This is a genomic window from Amaricoccus tamworthensis (assembly GCF_049800875.1).
GTDB classification, from domain to species: Bacteria; Pseudomonadota; Alphaproteobacteria; order Rhodobacterales; family Rhodobacteraceae; genus Amaricoccus; species Amaricoccus tamworthensis.
The window spans coordinates 21,331-40,477 of sequence record NZ_JBNAFV010000003.1 but is presented as its reverse complement, the minus strand read 5'-3'; the positions used below and the strand labels follow the sequence as shown (position 1 = coordinate 40,477).

Below are 19,147 nucleotides of genomic sequence, written 5' to 3'. Positions count from 1 at the left end.
ACGCCATCGCAGGCTGCGGTCCAGCACGGCATGAACCTCGCGACGATAGCCGCGATGTGGCCGACGCCGCAGATCGACAGCTTCCGCAACCGGGGTGGCGACAGGCGCGACGAGAAGGGTCTGGACCGGATGGCGCGGGACTGGCCGACGCCGATGGCGAACGACGGATGCAAGCCGAGCGCGGGCAACCGGCGGACAGCAGACCTGACCCATGCAGCCGGGATGTGGATGACGCCGACGGCGCGCGATCACAAGGACGGGGCGACGAGCCTCGCGAACACCCCGGTGAACGGCCTGCTTGGCCGCCAGGTCCTGGTGACGCCGCTGCCTGGGAGCGATACCTGCGAGCCGCGCCGGACCTTGAACCCGCTGTTCGTCGAGGCGCTGATGGGCTGGCCCACCGGGTGGACCGGCTTCGCCTCTGTGGCAACGGCGTGGTCCCGCTGGTTGCAGCGCATGCGCTGCGAACTCTCGCGGCTGAATTGCTGGCCGATGGATGAGGCGGCGACATGAAGCAGACCCGCCTCATGTCGCTGGTCGAGTCCGTCGCCAACGTGATCGTCGGCTACGGCGTCGCGGTCGTGACGCAGATCCTGATCTTCCCGGTCTTCGGGCTGCACACGACTCTGGCGCAGAACCTGAAGATGGGCGCGGTGTTCACGGTGGTGAGCATCGCGCGGTCCTACGTCCTGCGGCGACTGTTCGAACGGCTGCGGCGGGCCTGATGCGGCTGCTGGCGGATCGGCTATCCCGCTGGTAGCATTGGTGCATGTCCGAAGGCTGGCAACATATCGAGATCAACGATCACGGGACCATCGTCGTCCTGCGTCCGATTTCGGACGAGGGTCGGAACTGGTTCGCGGAGCATGTCGGCGAACCGGAAGCTGGTGGCATCTACACCTGCGAGCCACGCATGGCGCAAGATATCCTTCAAGCAGCCGCCCGCGATCTGCTCTCGTGGCAATGAGAAACCGCCGCCCAGTCGGGGCGGCGGCCTGAGTTCTTGTGCGTGCGATCAGGCTGCCGGAAGCCGATAGACCCGCCCCCGGTTCTCGACCTTCTCCGAGGTCACTTCGAGCCCGAGCTTCTTCTTCAGGGCCCCGGCCATCGCGCCGCGCACCGTGTGCGACTGCCAGCCAGTCGCGGCCATGATCTCCTCGATGGTCGCGCCGTCCGGCGCGCGCAGCATGGCGATCAGGGTCGCCTGCTTGGTGCCCTCGCGCGGCGTGCGCGCCTTGGGCGTGGTCTCGGTGCCGGTGGCGGCCTCCGGCGCTGGCTCCTCTGTCGGCGCGTCAGTCGCGCCCACAGGCGCGGGGTTCGCGTCCTCGGTCTCGATGCCGATGGCGGCGAACCCTGCGGCGGTGGCGACCAGTGTGACTCCATGGCCGTCGCCGCTCTCGCGCCAGACGGGTTCGCCCTTGCGCATGTCGGCGTCGACCTCCTGCAGGAAGCCCTTGGCGAGCAGCGCGCCGACCACCTTGGCGGCGGCGCCGCCGCGCAGGCTCTCGGGCAGCGGCAGGGCAATGCGCTCGGGCCGCTGGGCGGCGGCGCTCAGGATCATGGCTTGGGTGTCGGAAAGCTTGGTCATGGGGTCGGCTCCGTATTCGGGCTCGCGTCATGCGGCGCCTTCTACGACCCCGAGCCACGCAGGGCGCGCGGCGGGAGTTCCGGCAGTGCCGGAGATCAGCGAGCGTGCTCGCCCTCGCCGAAGGCGCTGTCGGTGATGCGCTTCAGGAGGCTGGCGTAGTGTTCGAGGGTGCCGACCATGGCCCAGCCCGCCTCGTCGGGGGCGCAGTTGAAATGGTCGTCGCTGAGCGCCTGCAGGCGGGCGAGCATCTCGTCGATCTCGGCCTTCTTGCCGATGAAGGCCGCGAGCGCGGCTTCCTTGTTCCGGCGCACCTTCTCGGCGCGGAGTTCGTGGCGCGGGGTGGTGATCGGGTTCAGGCGGGTGGTCATCGTGGTGGCTCCGTGGTGAGTTGCATCGTCCTTGTGGGATGGACGTTCGCTCCGGTGGCGCCGCTTATCAACTCGATAAGCACATGAATCTGAATGATAATCGGAGCCGTCGATGCAGGGCATGAGCGAGCGCCAGTACGCCGCGCATGTCGGGCTGTCGCGCGGTGCGATCCAGAAGGCGAAGGCCGGCGAGCGCCTGGTTCTCTATCCCGACGGCAGCATCAATGCTGCCGCCAGCGACGCCAGGCGTGCCGAGACGACGGACCCGTCCAAGACCCGCAAGCCGCCCGCGCCGAAGCTCAAGCCGGTGCCCGAGGCGGCGGTGGCAGCTGTCGGCGACACGCTCCGCGAACAGGGTCTGGCGGTGCCGGCGGTCGGCGGCGGCACGACCTTCCTGCAGGCGAAGACCGCGAACGAGGTGCTGAAGGCGCAGGAACGGCGCATCAGGCTCCAGAAGCTGAAGGGGGAGTTGATCGAGCGGGCCCGCGCGCTGGCGCTGGTGTTCCGGCTGGCGCGGGAGGAACGGGACGCATGGGTGAACTGGCCCGCGCGTGCGGCGGCGCTGATGGCGGCCGAGCTCTCGGCCTCGTGCAGCGACGCGACAGGCCAGCAGATCACCGTGGAGCCAGCCGCGATGCAGAAGGTCCTGGAGAAACATGTACGCGCCCACCTCGACGAACTCGCCGAGGTCCGGCCCGACTTCCGATGATGATGATGGCCTGACGGACTTCGACGGCGCGGGCGAGATCCTGCGCGCCTGGGGCAACGGGCTGCGGCCTGATCCGGACCTGACCGTCTCGGAATGGGCGGACCGGCACCGGATGCTGTCGGGCCGCGCCTCGGCCGAGCCGGGGCGGTATCGCACGGTGCGCACGCCCTATATGCGCGAGATCATGGACCGGCTGTCGCCCGGCGATCCCACCCAGCGGATCGTGTTCATGAAGGCGGCGCAGGTCGGCGCGACCGAGGCGGGCAACAACTGGATCGGGTTCGCCATCCACCAGGCGCCCGGCCCGATGCTGGCGGTCCAGCCGACGGTGGAACTCGCAAAGCGCAACTCGCGCCAGCGGATCGACCCGCTGATCGACGAGAGCCCCGAGCTGCGGGAGCGGGTCAAACCGGCCCGGTCGCGGGACGCCGGCAACACCATGCTGTCCAAGGAGTTCGCGGGCGGCATCCTGATCATGACGGGGGCAAACTCGGCGGTCGGGCTGCGGTCCACCCCGGCGCGATACATCTTTCTCGACGAGGTTGACGCCTATCCGGCCTCGGCCGACGAGGAAGGCGATCCGGTCACGCTGGCGGAGGCGCGGTCGCTGACCTTCGCCCATCGGCGCAAGGTGCTGCTGGTCTCGACGCCCACCATCCGGGGGCTGTCGCGCATCGAACGGGAATATGAGGCGTCCGACCAGCGCCGGTTCTTCGTGCCGTGCCCGCATTGCGGCGCGATGCAGTGGCTGAAGTTCGACCGGCTGCGCTGGCAGAAGGGCCGCCCGGAGACGGCGGAATATCACTGCGAGGGCTGCGACACGCCCATCGCGGAGCACCACAAGACGGCGATGCTGGAGGGTGGCGAATGGCGGGCGACCGCCACGGCCGCCGATCCAACCACGGTCGGGTATCACCTCTCGGCGCTCTACTCGCCGATCGGCTGGCTGAGCTGGGAGCGGATCGTGCGGGCATGGGACGCGGCTCAGGGGTCGGACGAGGCGATCAAGGCATTCCGCAACACCATCCTCGGCGAGACATGGGTCGAAACCGGGGAAGCCCCGGACTGGCAGCGGCTCTACGACCGTCGCGAGCGCTGGACATCCGGCACCGTGCCTGCGGGCGGGCTGTTCCTGACCGCCGGAGCCGATGTCCAGAAGGACCGGATCGAGGTCGATGTCTGGGCTTGGGGTCGCGGACTGGAAAGCTGGCTCGTCGATCACGTCGTGATCGAGGGCGGACCGGACCGGCACGACGCGTGGTCGGAGTTGACCGCGCTGCTGGACCGGTCCTGGCTGCACGAGCGCGGCGCCCATCTGCGGATCGCGCGGCTCGCGATCGACACGGGCTACGAGGCCCCGGCGGTCTATTCCTGGACGCGGGCGCAGGGGTTTGGGCAGGTGTCGCCGGTGAAGGGCGTCGAGGGGTTCAACCGTTCCAGCCCGGTGTCGGGGCCGACCTTCGTCGACGCGACCGAGGGCGGGAAACGCCTGCGGCGCGGGGCCCGGCTCTGGACCGTGGCGGTCTCGACCTTCAAGGCCGAGACCTACCGCTTCCTGCGGCTGGCGCGGCCGACCGAGGAGGAGATGGCCGACGGGGCGGCGTTCCCGCCCGGCTCGGTGCATCTGCCGCATTGGGTCGAGAACGAATGGCTGAAGCAGTTCGTCGCCGAACAGCTGGTGACGGTGCGTACCAAGCGCGGCTTCGCCCGGCTGGAATGGCAGAAGCTGCGCGAGCGGAACGAAGCGCTGGATTGCAGGGTCTATGCCCGCGCTGCCGCCTGGATCGCGGGCGCGGATCGCTGGCCCGAGGAGAAATGGCGCGACCTCGAGGATCAGCTCGGGCCCGCCCCCACCAACACCGATCCCGCCGGACAGATCAACCGGCCGGGACAGGCCCCGCAGGGCAAGCGCCGCTCCGACTGGCTCGGGCGGCGCGGAGGATGGTTTTGAACATGACCGACTGGACGGAAACCGAACTTTCGGCGCTGCGCCGGGCCTATGCCAGCGGGACGACGCGGGTCAGCTACGATGGCAAATCCGTCGACTATGGCTCGGCCGAGGATCTCCTCGCCCGCATCAGGACCATCGAGCGCGCCATCGCGGGGACGACGCGGCCGCTGCCGGTGGCCGGGCTCGCGGGCTTCTCGCGCGGGGACCGCTGATGTCGGCGACCTGGTTCGATCATGCCATCGCCACGGTGGCGCCGCGCATGGCCGCGCGCCGCGTGATGGCGCGTCAGGCGTTCGAGACCCTGACGCGGGGCTACGACGGCGCCGCGCGCGGGCGGCGCACCGAAGGCTGGCGTGCGCCGGGATCCTCGGCCGACACCGAGATCGGCGTCGCTGGGGCGCTCTTGCGCGACCGCATGCGCGATCTGGTGCGCAACAACCCGCATGCGGCGAAGGCCGTGGCGGTGCTGGTCAACAACATCATCGGCGCGGGCATCATGCCGCGCGCCGCGAGCGGCGACGACAAGCTCGATCGGAAGGTCGATGCCCTGTTCGAGCGCTGGACAGCGGACTGCGATGCCGACGGCCAGCTCGATTTCTATGGTCTGCAGACGCTGATCTGTCGCGAGATGGTCGAGGCGGGCGAGGTCCTGGTGCGTCGCCGGCTCCGGCGATCCTCGGATGGTCTGCCTGTGCCGCTGCAATTGCAGGTGCTGGAGGCCGACTTCCTCGACGCCACGAAATCCGGCGTCCTCGGCGCGGGACGGCTGGTGCAGGGGATCGAGTTCGACCCGGTCGGCAAGCGCCGGGCCTACTGGCTGCACGCCGAGCACCCGGGCGACGCCTATGGGGCCTTGCAAAACGGCCTGCAGAGCCGCCCGGTCCCCGCGACCGAGATCGCCCATGTCTACGAGAAGCAGCGCACGCAAGCGCGCGGCGTCCCCTGGGGCGCGCCGGTGATCCGGTCGTTGCGTGATCTCGACGATTACGAGGTGGCCGAACTGGTTCGCAAGAAGACCGAGGCCTGCGTCACCGCCATCGTCTTCGGCGACGACGAGGCGCAACAGGGCATCGCGCCCTCCGTGGTCGATGCCGACGGCAACCGGGTGGAACAGTTCGAGCCGGGGCTGATCGCCTATGCCCGCGGCGGCAAGGACATCCGCTTCAACCAGCCCTCGGCGACGGGCGGCTACGGCGAATACAAGCGCGCGAGCCTGCACACGATCTCGGCAGGCTTCCGCGTGCCCTACGAGCTGCTGACGGGGGACCTGTCCCAAGTGAACTACTCCTCGATCCGGGCGGGTCTCGTGGAGTTCCGCCGCCAGATCGACGCCGTCCAATGGCAGCTGTTCATCCCGATGTTCTGCGCCCCGGTGTGGCGGTGGTTCACGGAAGCCGCATGGGCGGCGGGGCAGATCCCGTCGCCGATCGTGCCTGTGGAATGGTCGCCGCCGAAGTTCGAGGCGGTCGATCCGCAGAAGGACGCGATGGCGAACCTGCTGTCGATCCGCTCGGGCACCATGACGCTAGCCGAGGTGATCGCGAAACAGGGACGCAACCCGGACGCGGTGCTGGCCGAGATCGCCGCGACCAACGCCAAGCTCGATGCGCTGGGGCTGGTGCTCGACAGCGACCCGCGACGGGCCACCAAGACCGGCAGCGCGCAGACCGGCGACACAGCGACCGATCCGGCCGCCGACGAACCGGACACCGACGACCCGGCCGCCAACGCGGACAATGACCCGGCGCAGGCCGACCAACAGGACTGACCTCATGGACACGATGATCGAACTGCCGGCCATGCGCCGGTCGGCGGAGCTTGCGCCGAACACCGCCGATGCCGACACCCGCACCGTCGAGGTGGTCTGGTCGGCCGGGGCCCGCGTCCGGCGCGCGACATTCTTCGGGGAGCCCTACGACGAGGAGCTGAGCCTCGATCCCGCCCATGTCCGGCTCGACCGGCTGAACGCGGGCGCGCCGTTCCTGAAGGTGCACGAACTCGACACGCTCGACGCAGTGATCGGTTCGGTCGTGCCGGGCTCGGCGCGGATCGAGAACGGACGCGGCATCGCCTTGGTGCGCATCTCCGAGCGCGCCGACGTCGAGCCGATCTGGCGCGACATCCAGGCAGGCCACATCCGCGCGGTCTCCATCGGTTACCAGGTCCACCGCTTCGAGGTCTCGAAACCCGAGGCCGCCCGCGAACTCTGGCGGGCGGTGGACTGGACGCCCTTCGAGGTGTCCGCCGTCGCGGTCGGCGCCGACCCCGCCGCGGGCTTCCGCGCCCAGCATCCCCTTCACGACTGCGTCCTCCACCGCCGGGACGCCCCTTCCACCACGAAAGGACCGATCCCGATGACGGAGCAGAGCCAGACCCCGGCGAGCGACGCCGCCGCACCCGCCACCACCCAGCCGACCGAGCCGGTCGAAACCGAGGACACCACCATGACCGAGCCGAAACCGGCTGCGCCCGACCCGAAGGTCGCCGCCAGCGAGACGCGCAGCCAGCCGAAGACGCAGGCAACTCCCGCGCCCGACACCGAGGCGGTCGCAACGCGCGCCCGCGAGGCCGAGCGCGACCGCGTCTCCACCATCTACGATCTGGCCGCGCGGCTGAACCTCGAGCGCGGCTTCGCCGAGGACCTGGTCAAGCGCGGCGTCAGCATCGACGAGTCCCGCCGCCTGATCCTCGACCAGGTCGCGGCCAAGTCGGACGAGACCCGGACCTTCCCGCATGTCTCCGTGCCCCTCGGCGGCCGGGACGAGCGCATCACCCGCCGCGACGCGGTGGCCAACGCGCTCCTGCACCGTTACAGCCCGACGCTGTTCCAGCTGGAGGACGCCGCCCGCCAGTACCGCGGCATGACGCTGCTGGAACTGGCCCGCGAAAGCCTCGGCAACGCCGGGGTCAACACCCGCGGCCTGTCGCGCGACGAGGTGGCGACACGGGCCCTGCATTCGACCTCGGACTTCCCCGAGATCCTGTCGGCGGTCACCAACAAGACCCTGCGGCAAGCCTACGAAGCCTATCCCCGCACCTTCATGCTGTTCTGCCGCCAGGTGCTGGCGACGGACTTCAAGGCGATGCACCGGGTGCAGCTCGGCGAAGCGCCGCAACTGCTGGAAGTCGGCGAGAGCGGCGAGTTCAAGCGCGGCACGCTCGGCGAGAGCAAGGAGAGCTACAAGGTCAAGACCTATGGCCGGGTGGTCGCGATCACCCGCCAGACGCTGATCAACGACGATCTCGACGCCTTCACCCGGATCCCGGCGATGTACGGCAACTCCATCGCCCAGCTCGAGTCGGACGTGGTCTGGGGCATCATCACCGCCAACCCGGCGATGGCCGACGGCAACGCGCTGTTCCACACCACCCACAAGAACCTCGCGGGCACCGGCGCGGCGCTCGATGTCAGCAGTGTCGGCGCGGCCCGCGCCGCCATGGCCAGGCAGACCGGCCTCGACAAGAAGACGGTGCTGAACGTCCGGCCCGCCTTCCTGATCGTGCCCGCCTCGCTGGAACTGAAGGCCGAGCAGCTGGTCGCCCAGAACCTCGTGCCCGCCGCCACGTCCAGCGTGGTGCCGCAGTCGATCCGGACGCTCGCGCCGATCAGTGAACCCCGGCTCGACGCCGCCAGCGAGACCGCCTGGTATCTGGCGGCCAGCCCGAACCAGATCGACACCATCGAATACGCCTATCTCGAGGGTCAGCAGGGCGCCTACATCGAGACGCGCAACGGCTTCGACGTCGATGGCGTCGAGATCAAGTGCCGCCTCGACTTCGGCGCCAAAGCGATCGACTGGCGCGGCCTCTACAAGAACCCGGGCGCATAAGGCCCGCTTCCTGAACCCTGACACGCGGGCGGTCCTGACGGGCCGCCCTTCGTCTTTCCACGAGGATCCCCGTCATGAAAAACTACGTCCAGCCCGGCAACTCCATCACCCTGACCGCGCCCTATGCCGTCGCCTCCGGCGATGGGCTGCTCGTCGGCTCGATCTTCGGCATCGCTGCTGGCGCCGCCGCCCTCGGCGAGCCCGTCGAGACCGCGCTCGTCGGCATCTTCGACATCACCAAGGTCGGCTCGCAGGCTTGGACTGTGGGCGCCAAGGTCTATTGGGACGACACCAACAAGCGCTGCACCACGGTCGCCACCGACAACACCCTCATCGGCGTGGCCGTCGAGGCGGTGGCGAGCGGCGCGGGCGACACCATCGGCCGGGTGCGCCTGAACGCGACGTTCTGATGAGCGCTTTCGCCGCCGCCGTGGGCGCGCTCTTCGCCGATCCGAATATCGGCCGGGACGCGGTCTACATCGCCGAAGGCGGCGCGCCCGTGCTGGTGCGCGTCGTCGCCCGGCGCGCTGACGCCATATCGGACTTCGGCGATGCCCGGCTGTGGTCCGAGACCACCCGTATCGATCTGCGCGTGACCGAGGTTCCATCCCCGCGTCCAGGCGACCGCATCGAGATCGAGGGCGACGCCTTCCTCATCCAGGGAGAGCCCGTCCGCGATCGTGAGCGGCTGGTCTGGACCATCGATCTGGGGCCCGCATGACGTCCATGAAGCTGAAGCTCGCCATCGATCCCGACATCGTCGCGATGATGGCGGCCGAGGTCGCGGCGGGCGAACGCGCGGTGACGGCCGCCATGCGCGAGGCCGGGACCGGGCTGAAGTCGGCCTGGCGGCTGCAGATCACCGGTGCGGGACTCGGCACGCGGCTCTCCAACTCGATCCGCAGCCAGAACTTCCCGAGGTCGGGCGAGAGCCTGGACGCGGCAGCGCTGGTCTGGTCGAAGGCACCGGTCATCGTTGGCGCGCACGACACCGGCCCTCTGATCCGCTCTAAGGACGGGTTCTGGCTGGCGATCCCGCTGCCCGCCGCAGGCAAATCCCTGCGCGGTGGCAGGATCACACCCGGAGAATGGGAGCGGCGCCGCGGGCTGCGCCTGCGCTTCGTCTACCGCCGCACCGGACCGAGCCTGCTGGTCGCGGAGGGGCGGCTGAACACGAAGGGTCAGGCGGTCGTGTCGCGCTCCAAGACGGGGCGCGGCAAGGTCACCGCGCCGATCTTCCTGCTGGTCCCGCAGGTCAAGCTGCCCAAGCGGCTGGATCTGGCGCGCGATGCCGACCGGGCGTTGGACAGCGTGCCCGGGTTGATCGTGGCGAACTGGGTGGAGGGTAGGTTGTGATCGCATCGATGCGCAATCTTGCTCGGCAGCCACGAGATCGACGGATCGGATCACCCCGCGCAGCACGACAGCTTCGCGACATCCTTGTCGAAGGTCTGCGCGGCGAGCTTCAGCCCCTCTACCGTGGTCAGATAGGGGAAGATCGTCTCGCCGAGCGCCTTTGTCGTCATGCCGAACTTGAGCGCCATGGCGAGCGTCTGGACACTGTCGGCGCCCTCCGGCGCCATGATCACGCCGCCCAGCAGGCGGTCGGTCGCCCGGTCCGCGACCAGCTTGATCAGGCCGCGCGTGTCGCGGGCGGCGAGCGCGCGGGGCACGTTGTCGAGGGTCAGCACACTGGTCTTGACGTCATGACCCGCCGCGCGGGCCTGCGCCTCGGTCAGGCCCACGCCTGCAACCTGCGGATCGGTGAACACCACCCACGGCATGGCGGTATTGTCGTAGCGCTCCGCCCCGCCCAGAACGGCGTTGCGGGACGCGAGCTTGGCGCCATAGGCGGCCATGTAGACGAACTGGTCGCGGTCGGTGACGTCGCCTGCCGCGAAAATGCCGGCCTTCGTGGTCTGCATGTCGTCGCCCACCCGGATCGCGCCGCGCGCGTCGGTCTCGACGCCCATCTCCGCGAGGCCCAGCCCCTCGGTGTTGGCTGCGCGTCCCGTCGTCAGGACGAGGCGGTCGGCCGTCAGATCGCGGTCTGCGCCGTCCACCGTCACCGTCAGGACCGCACGGGCCCCGTCGCGCCGTGCGGCGTCGTAGGTCGCGCCATCGACAACGGCGACGCCCTCGGCGCGCAGCGTCTCCGTCAGCGCCCGGGACACCTCCGGCTCGGTACGCGGCAGCAGGCGCGAGCGGCAGACGATGGTGACGCGGGTGCCCATCCGCGCCATCATCTGCGCCAGCTCCACGCCGATATAGCCGCCGCCGAGGAAGATCAGGCTTTCGGGCAACCGGTCCAGCTCCAGCAGCGACGTGCTGTCGAGCGTTGGTGCGTCCTGGACCCCAGGGATGTCGGGCACGGCGGGTCGGCCGCCGGTCGCGACGATCACCTTGGGAGCCGTGATCTTGCGACCGCCGACCTCGACCCCGCCGGGGACGATCCGCGCCGGACCCTCGTCGAGATAGCTGACGCCCTCGTAGCCCGGCAGCAGGTCGGCGTACTTCTTCTGGCGCAGTGTCGCGACAAGATCGTCCTTGGCCGCAACCAGCGCCGACCAGTCGGCGACCTGCGCCTCGCCGTTCAGGCCCGGGAACCGATGTGCTGTCTGCGCACCGTGCAGGGCTTCCGCGGCCCGGATCATCGTCTTGGAGGGCACGCAGCCCACGTTCACGCAGGTCCCGCCGATGGTGCCATGGCCGATCAGCGCGACGCGCTTGCCTCCCTCGGCGGCGGTGATCGCGGCCGAGAACCCGGCCGATCCGGCGCCGATCACGGCAAGGTCGAAATCGCCCTTGGGCGCGCAGCAATCGTCTTTCATCAAGTCATCCATCCGTTCGAGTGGTCTGGCGCCGCTGCCGTCTCCAGACCGCGTACACGGTCAGTGCGACGAAAAAGGCGAGCGCGGGCAGCAGCACATAGTCGAGCCAGCCAAGCCAGGCCGACAGGCCCACGGCGCCGAGAAGAACGACCAGGATCGGCGTGAAGCAGCAGAGCGCTGCGATGACGGTGCCGACGACACCTGTCGCGATCAGCTTGCGGTCGGTCTGCTCGGTCATCTCGTCAGCCCGCGACACGCGCCGGGTAGCCTGCATTGGCCGACGCGGTCGCGATGGCGTCGGCGCTCGTCGCGGCGGTGTCGAAGATCACCGTGGCGGTGCGGGCCTCGAAGTCGATCTCGACGGCGCTCACGCCCGCGACGCCCTCCATCGCACGCTTCACGGTGACCGGACACAGCGCGCAGGTCATGTTGTCCACCGCGAAGGTGACGGTCTGCTCGGCGGCGACGGTCTGCGCGGCAACAGGGATGGCGGTGATCGGCACAACGGCGGTCAGGCCGAACAAGGCGAGTGCAAGGATCTTCTTCATGTGGATGTCCTTTCGGGGTCAGTAGAGAAGCGGGGCCCACCAGTCGATGGTGAGGGCTGCGAGAACGAGGATCAGGGAGGCCCAGAGCGCCGACTTGGTGATGCGCGCCGATGCTGGCCTTGCGCAGTAGGAACCGGGCTCGCAGACGGTCTGCTTGCGGAAATACAAATGCCAGAAACCCGCCGCGATGAAGCCGAGCGCGATCACGGCGAAGATCGGCTTGTAAGGCTCCAGAGCCGTCAGGTTGCCGATCCAGGCGCCCGAGATGCCGAGAGTCAGAAGCACCAGCGGCCCGATGCAGCAGGCCGAGGCGAGAAAGGCGCCCAGCACACCGCCCGCCGCGAGCCAGCCCTTTCGGGCGGGGCGATCCGCGCCCGTGCTGTCCGTTCTGTCGTCTGTCAGCGCCATGTCGCGCACCTCTCGTCTGTGATTGACGATGGGTGTAGGGTCTGTAGCAACTACAGGCTCAAGAGGAAACTTGCCCATGATCGATCACGAGCGCGAGAGCGGCTTCACACGCGGAGATCTTGCCCGGACGACCGGCTGCAACATCGAGACGATCCGATATTACGAGAAGACCGGCCTGTTGCCTGACCCGCCCCGGACCGACGCCGGCTACCGCATCTATTCCGCCGCGCACGCCACGCGCCTGCGCTTCATCCTGCGCGCCCGCGAACTCGGGTTCTCGATGGAGGACATTCGCGGCCTTCTGGGACTTGGCGACGGCACCGCGCCGACCTGCGCGGAAGTCAAGGAGCGGACGGAGCGCCACCTTGCCGATGTCCGCGCGAGGATCGCGGATCTTCGGCGTATCGAATCCGTCCTTGCTGCAACCGCATCCAGGTGTTCGGGCGCCGAAGTCCCCGACTGTCCGGTGCTCGACGCGATTTCCAACCCGACCGACCCATGACACCCCGCGAAACCATCCTCGCCGCGCTGCACGCGCGGCTCTCGGCGCTGCCCGCCACCGCGCTGCGGGGCGACGTGCTGCCCGAGCGCGTGCCGGCGGAAGGCCTGCTGATCATGCGCGACGGCGAGCCGGGGGAGCCGGAGGTCACGCTGTCGCCGCTTCGCTATCACTACCAGCACCGAGCCGAGATCGAGGCGGTCGTGCAGGGCGCGGACCGTGACGCCGCCTTCGACACGTTGACCGCCAGCATCGGCGCAGCGCTCGCCGCCGACCGCACGCTGGGCGGCCTCTGCGACTGGACCGAGGCGGAAGCTCCGCGCCCGGTCGATCTGCCCGTCGATGGCGCGGCCAGCCTGAAGGCCGCCGTGATCCCGGTGGTGCTGCACTATTCCACGGCCGACCCGCTCGGCTGATCCCGACAACCCGAGGAGAACACCATGGCACGAGCCCAAGGGGCGCGGGCGCTGATGGCGCTTGCGTTCGAGACGACCTATGGCACGCCGCCCGTGAGCGGCTTCACCCGCATGCCTTTCGCCAGCACCTCGCTGGGGGCGGAGCAACCGCTGCTGAACTCTGAGCTGCTCGGCTATGGTCGCGATCCGCTGGCGCCGATCAAGGACGCGGTGACGGCCGATGGCGATGTCGTGGTGCCGCTCGACGCCGAGGCCTTCGGCTTCTGGCTGAAGGCGGCCTTCGGGACACCGACGACCACGGGCGCCGAGGCCCCGTACAGCCATGAATTCCAGTCGGGGTCCTGGACGCTGCCCAGTATGTCGATCGAGACCGGCATGCCCGAGGTACCGCGCTATGCGATGTACTCGGGCTGCGTGCTCGACCAGATCACCTGGCAGATGCAGCGGTCGGGGTTGCTGACGGCAACCGCGCGGCTGGTGGCGCAGGGCGAGACGGTGGGCACGACCACCAGCGCCGGAACGCCCGCCGCGCTGGAGCTGAAGCGCTTCGGCCATTTCAACGGGGCGATCACGCGCAACGGCACCGCGCTCGGCAACGTGGTCTCGGCCGAGATCACCTATGCCAACAATCTCGACCGCATCGAGACCATCCGCTCGGACGGGCGCATCGACGGCGCGGACCCAAGCATCGCGGCGCTCACGGGTCGGATCGAGGTGCGGTTCGCCGACCAGACGCTGGTGACGCAGGCCATCAACGGCGAGGCCTGCGAGATGGAATTCGCCTACGTCCTGCCCTCGGGCGAGAGCTTCACCTTCACGGTGCACGCCGTCTATCTGCCACGCCCGCGCATCGAGATCTCGGGTCCGCAGGGCGTGCAGGCAACGTTCGACTGGCAGGCGGCGCGCGACAGCGTGGTCGGCCGGATGTGCACCGCAACCCTGATCAACGACATAGAGGTGTATTGAGGATGCTGACGCTCGACCTGACCAACGCGCCACGCTGGCATGACCTCGCCCCTGGCGTCCGCGTGCAGCTCCGCCCGCTGACGACGGCGCTGATGGTGGCGACGCGCAGCGACCCCGTAGTGGAGGCGGTCCCCGAGGAGGCCTCGGACGAGGAACGCGCGGTCGCCTTCGCCAAGGCGCTGGCGCGTCGGGCGGTGCTCGCCTGGGAGGGCATCGGCGACGCCGACGGCAACGCCATCGACCCGAGCCCGGAGGCCATCGACGCGCTGCTCGATGTCTGGCCGATCTTCGAGGCCTTCCAGCTGACCTACGTCTCCAAGGGCCTGCTGCTGGAGCAGGAAAAAAACGGCTCCGCGCTCTTGCCGAATGGTCCTTCGGCGGGGGCGAGCGATACTGCCAAGCCTGCGCACCCTACGAGGGCCGCGAGCAAGCCTGCCCGGACTGCCCGGCGCGGCTGAACCGTCCGGAAACTCCGGAGGGTTGGCAGGTCTGGGACCTGGTCGGCCGTCTCGGTGGCCAGCTGCGTGTCCTGCCCGGCGCGGTGATCGGGTGGGACATGTCGGCGGCGCTGGCGCTCGGTGACGCGCTCGGCGTGCCGCCGCTCGCCATGGCCGAACTGCTGCCCGTCATCGAAGCGGTGATGGTCGCCAAACTCAACGAACAGATGGATCATTCCCATGGCGGAAAAACGGGTTAGCGTCCGCCTCGCGGCCGTGGGCGGACGGCAGGTGCGTGCCGAACTGGAGGGCGTGGGCGAAGCCGGATCGCGTGGCTTCGGACGGCTGAGCCGGGAGATGGAAGCGGCCAACTCCCGGCTGGCGGCGTTTTCTCGTCGTGTAGCTGTGGCTGCAGCCGCCGCCGTGGCAGCCGCTGCAGCCGCTGGCGTGGCAATGATCCGGTCCGGCCTGCAGACCGTCGATGCGCAGGCGAAGCTCGCGCAGTCGCTGGGGACCACGGTCGCCTCGATCCAGACGCTGGAGCGGGCGGGCGAACTTGCGGGCGTGTCGATGTCCGGCATCGAGCAGGCGACGAAGGATCTGACGCGCCGCCTCAGCCAGGCGGCCGCCGGAACCGGTCCCGCCGCCGACGCGCTGGACCGGCTGGGGCTGTCCGCCACCGACCTGATCGCTCTGCCGCTGGACCAGCGTGTAGGCGCGATCAACGCCGCGATCGAGAGCTTTGTGCCGGCCGCCGAGCGCGCGGCCGTCGCGGGTCAGCTCTTCGGCGAGGAAGGCTCGATCGCCATGTCGCGGATCGACACCGCGACGCTGCGCCAGGCGACCGAGGACGTCCTCGCCTTCGGGGTCGTCGTCTCCGAGCAGGATGCGGACCAGATCGAGCGCACGAACGACGCCATCTCGCGGCTCGGGCTGATCTGGCGCGGGCTGTCGAACCAGCTGGCGGTCGCCGCGGCCCCCGCGCTGGAAGCTGTCGCCAACGCCATGGCGGCGGTCGCCAGCCGCACCGGGCCGCTTGGCGTCGCGATCCGCGGGCTCTTCGACAACATCGGCCGCCTGACCACCTATGCCGCCACCTTCGCAGCCTTCCTCGCCGGACGCGGGGCCGCCGGCATGGCCGCTGCGGCGCTCTCGGTCCGGGGTCTGGCCACGGCGCTGGTCGTCCTGCGCGGCGCGCTGATCCGCACCGGCATCGGCGCGCTGATCGTCGGCGCGGGCGAGCTCGTCTACCAGTTCACCCGGCTCGTGTCCGGCGCGGGCGGCTTCGGCGAGGCGATGTCGCTGCTGAAAGACGTCGCGGTCGAGGTCTGGGAACGCATCAAGATGGGCGCCGCTGCGGCGGGCGCGGCCGCCACGGCGATGTTCTTCGACCTGAAGGCTGATGCCGCATCCGGCATGCAGAGCGCCATCGAGAGCGTGGTGGGCTTCGGCAACACCGCCGTGAACACGTTCGAGGGCGCCTACGAGGCAATCAAGGCGATCTGGGGCCTGCTGCCCGCCGCCATCGGCGATCTGGCGTTCCAGGCGGCCAACAGCCTGGTCGACGGCGTCGAGGCGATGCTGAACGGTGTGGTCTCGCGCATCAACGGCTTCATCGGCGGCATCAACCAGGGGCTGGAAGCCCTCGGGTCCGAGCGCCGCATCTCGCTGGTGCCCGACCTCGACCTCGGCGAGATCGAGAACCGATTCGAGGGGGCAGCCAGTGCTGCCACGACAGCGGCGCAGACGGCCTTCGACCGGGCCTTCGAGGGCAACCCGCTCACCGCTCCCGATCTCGGGCTCACCGCAGCGGCCAATACCGCCCTCGCAACAGCCAACACCTATCGTGGTGCGGCGCGCGATCTAGCTGAGGGTGCCCGTGCGCCCCTCGAAAGCTGGCAGGCGCTGCGCGACGCGGTCCGCGGCACCGACCAGGACGGCGCCGACGCTTTGGCCGAGACGACCGCTGCGGCGGAGCGCCTGGAGACAGCGCTTGGCGATGCCGGACGCGCCGCGACGGGCGCCGGTGTGGCGGCCGAAGCCGCCGCCGCTGCAGCGGAGCCCGCGACCGACGCGGCCGTCACCGGCTGGCAGGCGGTCACGGCGGCGCTGTCGGATTACGCCAGCAAGGCCCGCGACATTGGCGGCGACATCGGCCAGAGCCTCGTCGGCGCCTTCCAATCGGCCGAGAACGCGGTGGGCGAGTTCGTGCGGACCGGCAAGCTGAACTTCCGAGATCTCGTCACCTCGCTGCTCGCCGATCTCGCCCAGCTCGCGGCGCGGCGGTTCATCCTCGGGCCGATCGCGAACGCGCTGTCGGGCGTGTTCTCCGGTGCGGGCGGCATTTTCGCCAATGTCCTGCACGCGGGCGGGATGGTCGGCTCGGCCGGGCCATCACGGATGGTACCTGCCATGGCCTTCGCCGCTGCGCCCCGGATGCATGGCGGCGGCATGGCCGGACTTCGTCATGACGAGGTGCCCGCGATCCTGCAGCGGGGCGAGCGCGTGCTGTCCCGGCGTGAGGCGCAGAGCTACGGCGCGGGTGGCGGCGTCAACGTCACCATCATGGCCCGCGACGCCGAGAGCTTCCGGCAGTCCCGCACGCAGGTCGCCGCGGACATCGCCCGTGCCGTGTCGCTCGGGCGGAGGGGCATGTGATGGCGTTTCACGAGGTCCGGTTTCCCGACAACATCAGCCGCGGCGCGCGCGGCGGGCCCGAGCGGCGCACGCAGATCGTCGAACTCGCCTCGGGCGACGAGGAACGCAACGCGAGCTGGGCCAATTCGCGCCGCCGCTACGATGTGGCCTACGGTATCCGCCGCGCGGACGATCTGGCGGCTGTCGTGGCTTTCTTCGAGGCGCGCAACGGTCGGCTGCACGGCTTCCGCTTCAAGGACTGGGGCGACCACAAGTCCTGCCTGCCTTCGGGAACGCCGTCGCCCACCGACCAGGCGATCGGCACCGGCGATGGCGCGACGACCGCCTTCCAGCTGGTGAAGCGCTACGCCTCGGGCGCGCAATCCTGGACGCGCGCCATCGCGAAGCCGGTGGCGGGCAGCGTGCGCATCGCGCTGTCGGGCGTCGAGCAGCCCTCCGGCTGGTCGGTCGACACCACGACCGGCGTCGTCACCTTCAGCGCCGCGCCGGGCGCTGGCGTCGCGATCACCGCCGGGTTCGAGTTCGACGTACCCGTCCGCTTCGACGCCGACGCGCTCGACGTGACGCTCGACCTCGAGCGGCTCGGCTCGATCACCTCCATTCCGCTGCTGGAACTGCGCCGATGAAGACCCTCGACCCTGACCTGCAGGCCCATCTCGACGAGGGCACGACGACGCTCGCGTGGTGCTGGCGGATCACCCGGGCTGATGGCGTCACCGTCGGCTTCACCGACCACGACCGGACGCTGAGCTTCGATGGCACTGCCTTCGAGCCCGAGAGCGGGCTCACGGCGTCCGAGGTGCGCTCGGGCTCGGACCTGTCGGTCGATGCGCAGGATGCCGAGGGCGTGCTGACCTCCGACCGGATCACCGAGACCGACATTCTCGACGGCCGCTGGGACGCGGCGCAAGTCGAGGTCTGGCGCGTGAACTGGGCGGACACGGCTCAGCGCGTGCTGATGCGGCGCGGGGCCATCGGCCAGATCCGGCGCGGGAGGCTGGCCTTCGTCGCCGAGGTCCGCTCGCTCGCCCACGTACTCGGCCAGACGGTCGGGCGGACCTTCCAGGCGACCTGCGATGCCGCGCTCGGCGACGCGCGCTGCGGGGTCGATCTGGAGCACCCGGCCTTCAAGGGCACGGGCGCCGTCATCGATCTCCTGCGGGACCGGGCCTTCACCGCCTCGGGGCTCGGCGGGTTCGCTTCCGGCTGGTTCACCTTCGGCACCATCGAATGGACGAGCGACGCGAATGCGGGGCGTCGCGCGGAAGTGCTGGGCCATGACGTGACGGACGGCGTCGCGATCCTGACCCTGCTCGAGGCGCCGGTGCGGTCCATCGCCGAGGGCGACGCCTTCACCATCCGCGCGGGCTGCGACAAGCGCATGGAGACCTGCGGCGCCAAGTTCGCCAACACCGTCAACTTCCGGGGTTTCCCGCACATCCCGGGCCAGGATGCCGTGCTGCGCTACGCCACGAAGGACGGCGGGCACGAGGGGTCGGTGCTGTGAACGCCGCTGATCCCCAGCACGTCATCACCATTGCGCGGTCCTGGCTCGGAACGCCGTATCATGATCAGGCCAGCCTGCGCGGTGTCGGCTGCGATTGCCTCGGGCTGGCGCGGGGCGTCTGGCGCGAGGTCGTCGGCCCCGAGCCGTTCCCGATCCCGCCCTACAGCCGGGACTGGGGCGAGACCGGGCCGCGCGAGGTTCTGGCCGAGAGCGCACGCCGGATGATGATCGAGGTGTCGCCCGCCGAGGCAGGCCCCGGCGCGCTGATCCTCTTCCGCATGAAGCCCCGCGCCATCGCCAAGCATGTCGGGATCCTGACCGGCCCAGACATTTTCCTCCATGCATACGAGCGGCTCGGCGTGATCGAGGAACCGCTCACTCCATGCTGGCGGCGGCGCATCGCCTTCGCTTTCCTGTTCCCGCAACGCTGA

Annotated in this window: 26 protein-coding genes; 20 read left to right on the top strand and 6 right to left on the bottom strand. The window is 69.7% G+C overall.

The window, feature by feature from the left end:
• Window positions 1–30 precede the first annotated feature (30 nt).
• Genes ACP15P_RS07435 through ACP15P_RS07425 form a run of 3 tightly spaced genes read left to right on the top strand, consistent with a single transcriptional unit; the run spans window position 31 to window position 967 of the window.
• Window positions 31–513: a hypothetical protein gene (locus ACP15P_RS07435; RefSeq protein WP_424928130.1), complete on the top strand. Its 483-nt coding sequence runs from the start codon at window positions 31–33 to the stop codon at window positions 511–513.
• On the top strand, window positions 510–725 hold the full coding sequence (locus tag ACP15P_RS07430) for a DUF7220 family protein (RefSeq protein ID WP_160786229.1): 216 nt from the start codon (window positions 510–512) through the stop codon (window positions 723–725). The genes ACP15P_RS07435 and ACP15P_RS07430 overlap by 4 nt, the downstream gene beginning before the upstream one ends.
• Before the next feature lie 44 nt (window positions 726–769).
• On the top strand, window positions 770–967 hold the full coding sequence (locus ACP15P_RS07425; protein WP_160786230.1) for a hypothetical protein: 198 nt from the start codon (window positions 770–772) through the stop codon (window positions 965–967).
• Window positions 968–1,015: 48 nt separating this feature from the next.
• On the opposite strand, the gene ACP15P_RS07420 is transcribed toward ACP15P_RS07425, so the two are convergent.
• Both ACP15P_RS07420 and ACP15P_RS07415 read right to left on the bottom strand, forming a co-directional pair.
• Window positions 1,016–1,588 carry a DUF3489 domain-containing protein gene (locus ACP15P_RS07420; protein ID WP_160786231.1) on the bottom strand — a complete coding sequence of 191 codons (573 nt, stop codon included), beginning with the start codon at window positions 1,586–1,588 and terminating at the stop codon, window positions 1,016–1,018.
• A 95-nt stretch (window positions 1,589–1,683) separates the two neighbouring features.
• On the bottom strand, window positions 1,684–1,956 hold the full coding sequence (locus ACP15P_RS07415; protein WP_160786232.1) for a hypothetical protein: 273 nt from the start codon (window positions 1,954–1,956) through the stop codon (window positions 1,684–1,686).
• A gap of 112 nt (window positions 1,957–2,068) precedes the next feature.
• Here ACP15P_RS07415 and ACP15P_RS07410 point away from each other — a divergent pair, with 112 nt between their 5' ends.
• The 8 genes from ACP15P_RS07410 (at window position 2,069) to ACP15P_RS07375 (ending at window position 9,802) form a co-directional block, all read left to right on the top strand.
• Entirely contained in the window at window positions 2,069–2,665 is a 597-nt protein-coding gene (locus ACP15P_RS07410; protein WP_424927852.1) for a hypothetical protein, read from the top strand.
• Window positions 2,613–4,616 (top strand): phage terminase large subunit family protein, encoded by a 2,004-nt coding sequence (locus tag ACP15P_RS07405; protein WP_160786234.1) that lies wholly within the window; start codon window positions 2,613–2,615, stop codon window positions 4,614–4,616. The genes ACP15P_RS07410 and ACP15P_RS07405 overlap by 53 nt, the downstream gene beginning before the upstream one ends.
• Entirely contained in the window at window positions 4,607–4,828 is a 222-nt protein-coding gene (locus tag ACP15P_RS07400; protein ID WP_374293204.1) for a phage head-tail joining protein, read from the top strand. The genes ACP15P_RS07405 and ACP15P_RS07400 overlap by 10 nt, the downstream gene beginning before the upstream one ends.
• Window positions 4,828–6,384 (top strand): phage portal protein, encoded by a 1,557-nt coding sequence (locus ACP15P_RS07395; RefSeq protein WP_424927851.1) that lies wholly within the window; start codon window positions 4,828–4,830, stop codon window positions 6,382–6,384. Before ACP15P_RS07400 ends, ACP15P_RS07395 begins: the two co-directional genes overlap by 1 nt.
• Window positions 6,385–6,388: 4 nt before the next feature.
• Window positions 6,389–8,446 carry a prohead protease/major capsid protein fusion protein gene (locus tag ACP15P_RS07390; protein WP_424927850.1) on the top strand — a complete coding sequence of 686 codons (2,058 nt, stop codon included), beginning with the start codon at window positions 6,389–6,391 and terminating at the stop codon, window positions 8,444–8,446.
• A 74-nt stretch (window positions 8,447–8,520) separates the two neighbouring features.
• Window positions 8,521–8,856: a DUF2190 family protein gene (locus tag ACP15P_RS07385; protein ID WP_424927849.1), complete on the top strand. Its 336-nt coding sequence runs from the start codon at window positions 8,521–8,523 to the stop codon at window positions 8,854–8,856.
• The gene (locus tag ACP15P_RS07380; protein ID WP_424927848.1) at window positions 8,856–9,167 is read left to right on the top strand and encodes a head-tail joining protein; all 312 of its coding nucleotides are present in this window, start codon (window positions 8,856–8,858) and stop codon (window positions 9,165–9,167) included. Before ACP15P_RS07385 ends, ACP15P_RS07380 begins: the two co-directional genes overlap by 1 nt.
• A gap of 5 nt (window positions 9,168–9,172) precedes the next feature.
• A complete protein-coding gene (locus tag ACP15P_RS07375; RefSeq protein WP_424928126.1) occupies window positions 9,173–9,802 on the top strand; it encodes a DUF6441 family protein in 630 nt (209 codons plus the stop codon).
• A gap of 50 nt (window positions 9,803–9,852) precedes the next feature.
• Here the strand turns inward: ACP15P_RS07375 and merA are convergent, their stop codons facing one another.
• From merA to ACP15P_RS07355, 4 genes are read right to left on the bottom strand one after another with little or no spacing between them, the layout of a single operon-like run.
• Window positions 9,853–11,289 (bottom strand): mercury(II) reductase, encoded by a 1,437-nt coding sequence (merA, locus tag ACP15P_RS07370; RefSeq protein WP_424927847.1) that lies wholly within the window; start codon window positions 11,287–11,289, stop codon window positions 9,853–9,855.
• Window positions 11,282–11,515: a mercury resistance system transport protein MerF gene (gene merF / locus ACP15P_RS07365; RefSeq protein ID WP_160786240.1), complete on the bottom strand. Its 234-nt coding sequence runs from the start codon at window positions 11,513–11,515 to the stop codon at window positions 11,282–11,284. Before merF ends, merA begins: the two co-directional genes overlap by 8 nt.
• A gap of 4 nt (window positions 11,516–11,519) precedes the next feature.
• Window positions 11,520–11,825 (bottom strand): heavy-metal-associated domain-containing protein, encoded by a 306-nt coding sequence (locus tag ACP15P_RS07360; protein ID WP_424927846.1) that lies wholly within the window; start codon window positions 11,823–11,825, stop codon window positions 11,520–11,522.
• Between the two features lie 18 nt (window positions 11,826–11,843).
• Window positions 11,844–12,311: a mercuric transporter MerT family protein gene (locus ACP15P_RS07355; RefSeq protein WP_424927845.1), complete on the bottom strand. Its 468-nt coding sequence runs from the start codon at window positions 12,309–12,311 to the stop codon at window positions 11,844–11,846.
• Here ACP15P_RS07355 and ACP15P_RS07350 point away from each other — a divergent pair.
• The 9 genes from ACP15P_RS07350 to ACP15P_RS07310 all read left to right on the top strand — a co-directional run bounded on the left by ACP15P_RS07350 (window position 12,310) and on the right by ACP15P_RS07310 (window position 19,147).
• Window positions 12,310–12,735 carry a MerR family transcriptional regulator gene (locus tag ACP15P_RS07350; RefSeq protein WP_160786243.1) on the top strand — a complete coding sequence of 142 codons (426 nt, stop codon included), beginning with the start codon at window positions 12,310–12,312 and terminating at the stop codon, window positions 12,733–12,735. The two genes, ACP15P_RS07355 and ACP15P_RS07350, sit on opposite strands and share 2 nt — an antisense overlap.
• On the top strand, window positions 12,732–13,148 hold the full coding sequence (locus ACP15P_RS07345; RefSeq protein ID WP_160786244.1) for an acyl-CoA transferase: 417 nt from the start codon (window positions 12,732–12,734) through the stop codon (window positions 13,146–13,148). Before ACP15P_RS07350 ends, ACP15P_RS07345 begins: the two co-directional genes overlap by 4 nt.
• Window positions 13,149–13,172: 24 nt before the next feature.
• Window positions 13,173–14,114 (top strand): phage tail tube protein, encoded by a 942-nt coding sequence (locus ACP15P_RS07340; RefSeq protein WP_160786245.1) that lies wholly within the window; start codon window positions 13,173–13,175, stop codon window positions 14,112–14,114.
• 2 nt (window positions 14,115–14,116) lie between these two features.
• Entirely contained in the window at window positions 14,117–14,572 is a 456-nt protein-coding gene (locus ACP15P_RS07335) for a hypothetical protein (protein WP_424927844.1), read from the top strand.
• 98 nt (window positions 14,573–14,670) lie between these two features.
• On the top strand, window positions 14,671–14,811 hold the full coding sequence (locus ACP15P_RS07330) for a DUF7697 family protein (RefSeq protein ID WP_023851451.1): 141 nt from the start codon (window positions 14,671–14,673) through the stop codon (window positions 14,809–14,811).
• Window positions 14,792–17,209 (top strand): phage tail tape measure C-terminal domain-containing protein, encoded by a 2,418-nt coding sequence (locus ACP15P_RS07325; RefSeq protein WP_424927843.1) that lies wholly within the window; start codon window positions 14,792–14,794, stop codon window positions 17,207–17,209. Before ACP15P_RS07330 ends, ACP15P_RS07325 begins: the two co-directional genes overlap by 20 nt.
• Window positions 17,209–17,835, top strand: a complete 627-nt coding sequence (locus ACP15P_RS07320) for a DUF2460 domain-containing protein (protein WP_160786248.1) — start codon at window positions 17,209–17,211, stop codon at window positions 17,833–17,835. The genes ACP15P_RS07325 and ACP15P_RS07320 overlap by 1 nt, the downstream gene beginning before the upstream one ends.
• A complete protein-coding gene (locus ACP15P_RS07315) occupies window positions 17,832–18,716 on the top strand; it encodes a DUF2163 domain-containing protein (protein WP_424927842.1) in 885 nt (294 codons plus the stop codon). The genes ACP15P_RS07320 and ACP15P_RS07315 overlap by 4 nt, the downstream gene beginning before the upstream one ends.
• A complete protein-coding gene (locus tag ACP15P_RS07310; RefSeq protein ID WP_090735024.1) occupies window positions 18,713–19,147 on the top strand; it encodes an NlpC/P60 family protein in 435 nt (144 codons plus the stop codon). Before ACP15P_RS07315 ends, ACP15P_RS07310 begins: the two co-directional genes overlap by 4 nt.

Bases quoted from the DNA above. Each gene is read 5' to 3' on its own strand.
- ACP15P_RS07350 (WP_160786243.1), top strand. From the start codon at position 12,310: ATGATCGATCACGAGCGCGAGAGCGGCTTCACACGCGGAGATCTTGCC.
- ACP15P_RS07435 (WP_424928130.1), top strand. From the start codon at position 31: ATGAACCTCGCGACGATAGCCGCGATGTGGCCGACGCCGCAGATCGAC.
- ACP15P_RS07355 (WP_424927845.1), bottom strand. From the start codon at position 12,311: ATGGGCAAGTTTCCTCTTGAGCCTGTAGTTGCTACAGACCCTACACCC.
- ACP15P_RS07375 (WP_424928126.1), top strand. From the start codon at position 9,173: ATGAAGCTGAAGCTCGCCATCGATCCCGACATCGTCGCGATGATGGCG.
- ACP15P_RS07415 (WP_160786232.1), bottom strand. From the start codon at position 1,956: ATGACCACCCGCCTGAACCCGATCACCACCCCGCGCCACGAACTCCGC.
- ACP15P_RS07400 (WP_374293204.1), top strand. From the start codon at position 4,607: ATGGTTTTGAACATGACCGACTGGACGGAAACCGAACTTTCGGCGCTG.
- ACP15P_RS07325 (WP_424927843.1), top strand. From the start codon at position 14,792: ATGGCGGAAAAACGGGTTAGCGTCCGCCTCGCGGCCGTGGGCGGACGG.
- ACP15P_RS07425 (WP_160786230.1), top strand. From the start codon at position 770: ATGTCCGAAGGCTGGCAACATATCGAGATCAACGATCACGGGACCATC.
- merA (WP_424927847.1), bottom strand. From the start codon at position 11,289: ATGGATGACTTGATGAAAGACGATTGCTGCGCGCCCAAGGGCGATTTC.
- ACP15P_RS07430 (WP_160786229.1), top strand. From the start codon at position 510: ATGAAGCAGACCCGCCTCATGTCGCTGGTCGAGTCCGTCGCCAACGTG.
- ACP15P_RS07330 (WP_023851451.1), top strand. From the start codon at position 14,671: ATGTCGGCGGCGCTGGCGCTCGGTGACGCGCTCGGCGTGCCGCCGCTC.
- ACP15P_RS07390 (WP_424927850.1), top strand. From the start codon at position 6,389: ATGGACACGATGATCGAACTGCCGGCCATGCGCCGGTCGGCGGAGCTT.
- ACP15P_RS07420 (WP_160786231.1), bottom strand. From the start codon at position 1,588: ATGACCAAGCTTTCCGACACCCAAGCCATGATCCTGAGCGCCGCCGCC.
- ACP15P_RS07340 (WP_160786245.1), top strand. From the start codon at position 13,173: ATGGCACGAGCCCAAGGGGCGCGGGCGCTGATGGCGCTTGCGTTCGAG.
- ACP15P_RS07395 (WP_424927851.1), top strand. From the start codon at position 4,828: ATGTCGGCGACCTGGTTCGATCATGCCATCGCCACGGTGGCGCCGCGC.
- ACP15P_RS07360 (WP_424927846.1), bottom strand. From the start codon at position 11,825: ATGAAGAAGATCCTTGCACTCGCCTTGTTCGGCCTGACCGCCGTTGTG.
- ACP15P_RS07345 (WP_160786244.1), top strand. From the start codon at position 12,732: ATGACACCCCGCGAAACCATCCTCGCCGCGCTGCACGCGCGGCTCTCG.
- merF (WP_160786240.1), bottom strand. From the start codon at position 11,515: ATGACCGAGCAGACCGACCGCAAGCTGATCGCGACAGGTGTCGTCGGC.
- ACP15P_RS07335 (WP_424927844.1), top strand. From the start codon at position 14,117: ATGCTGACGCTCGACCTGACCAACGCGCCACGCTGGCATGACCTCGCC.
- ACP15P_RS07315 (WP_424927842.1), top strand. From the start codon at position 17,832: ATGAAGACCCTCGACCCTGACCTGCAGGCCCATCTCGACGAGGGCACG.
- ACP15P_RS07320 (WP_160786248.1), top strand. From the start codon at position 17,209: ATGGCGTTTCACGAGGTCCGGTTTCCCGACAACATCAGCCGCGGCGCG.
- ACP15P_RS07385 (WP_424927849.1), top strand. From the start codon at position 8,521: ATGAAAAACTACGTCCAGCCCGGCAACTCCATCACCCTGACCGCGCCC.
- ACP15P_RS07405 (WP_160786234.1), top strand. From the start codon at position 2,613: ATGTACGCGCCCACCTCGACGAACTCGCCGAGGTCCGGCCCGACTTCC.
- ACP15P_RS07380 (WP_424927848.1), top strand. From the start codon at position 8,856: ATGAGCGCTTTCGCCGCCGCCGTGGGCGCGCTCTTCGCCGATCCGAAT.
- ACP15P_RS07410 (WP_424927852.1), top strand. From the start codon at position 2,069: ATGCAGGGCATGAGCGAGCGCCAGTACGCCGCGCATGTCGGGCTGTCG.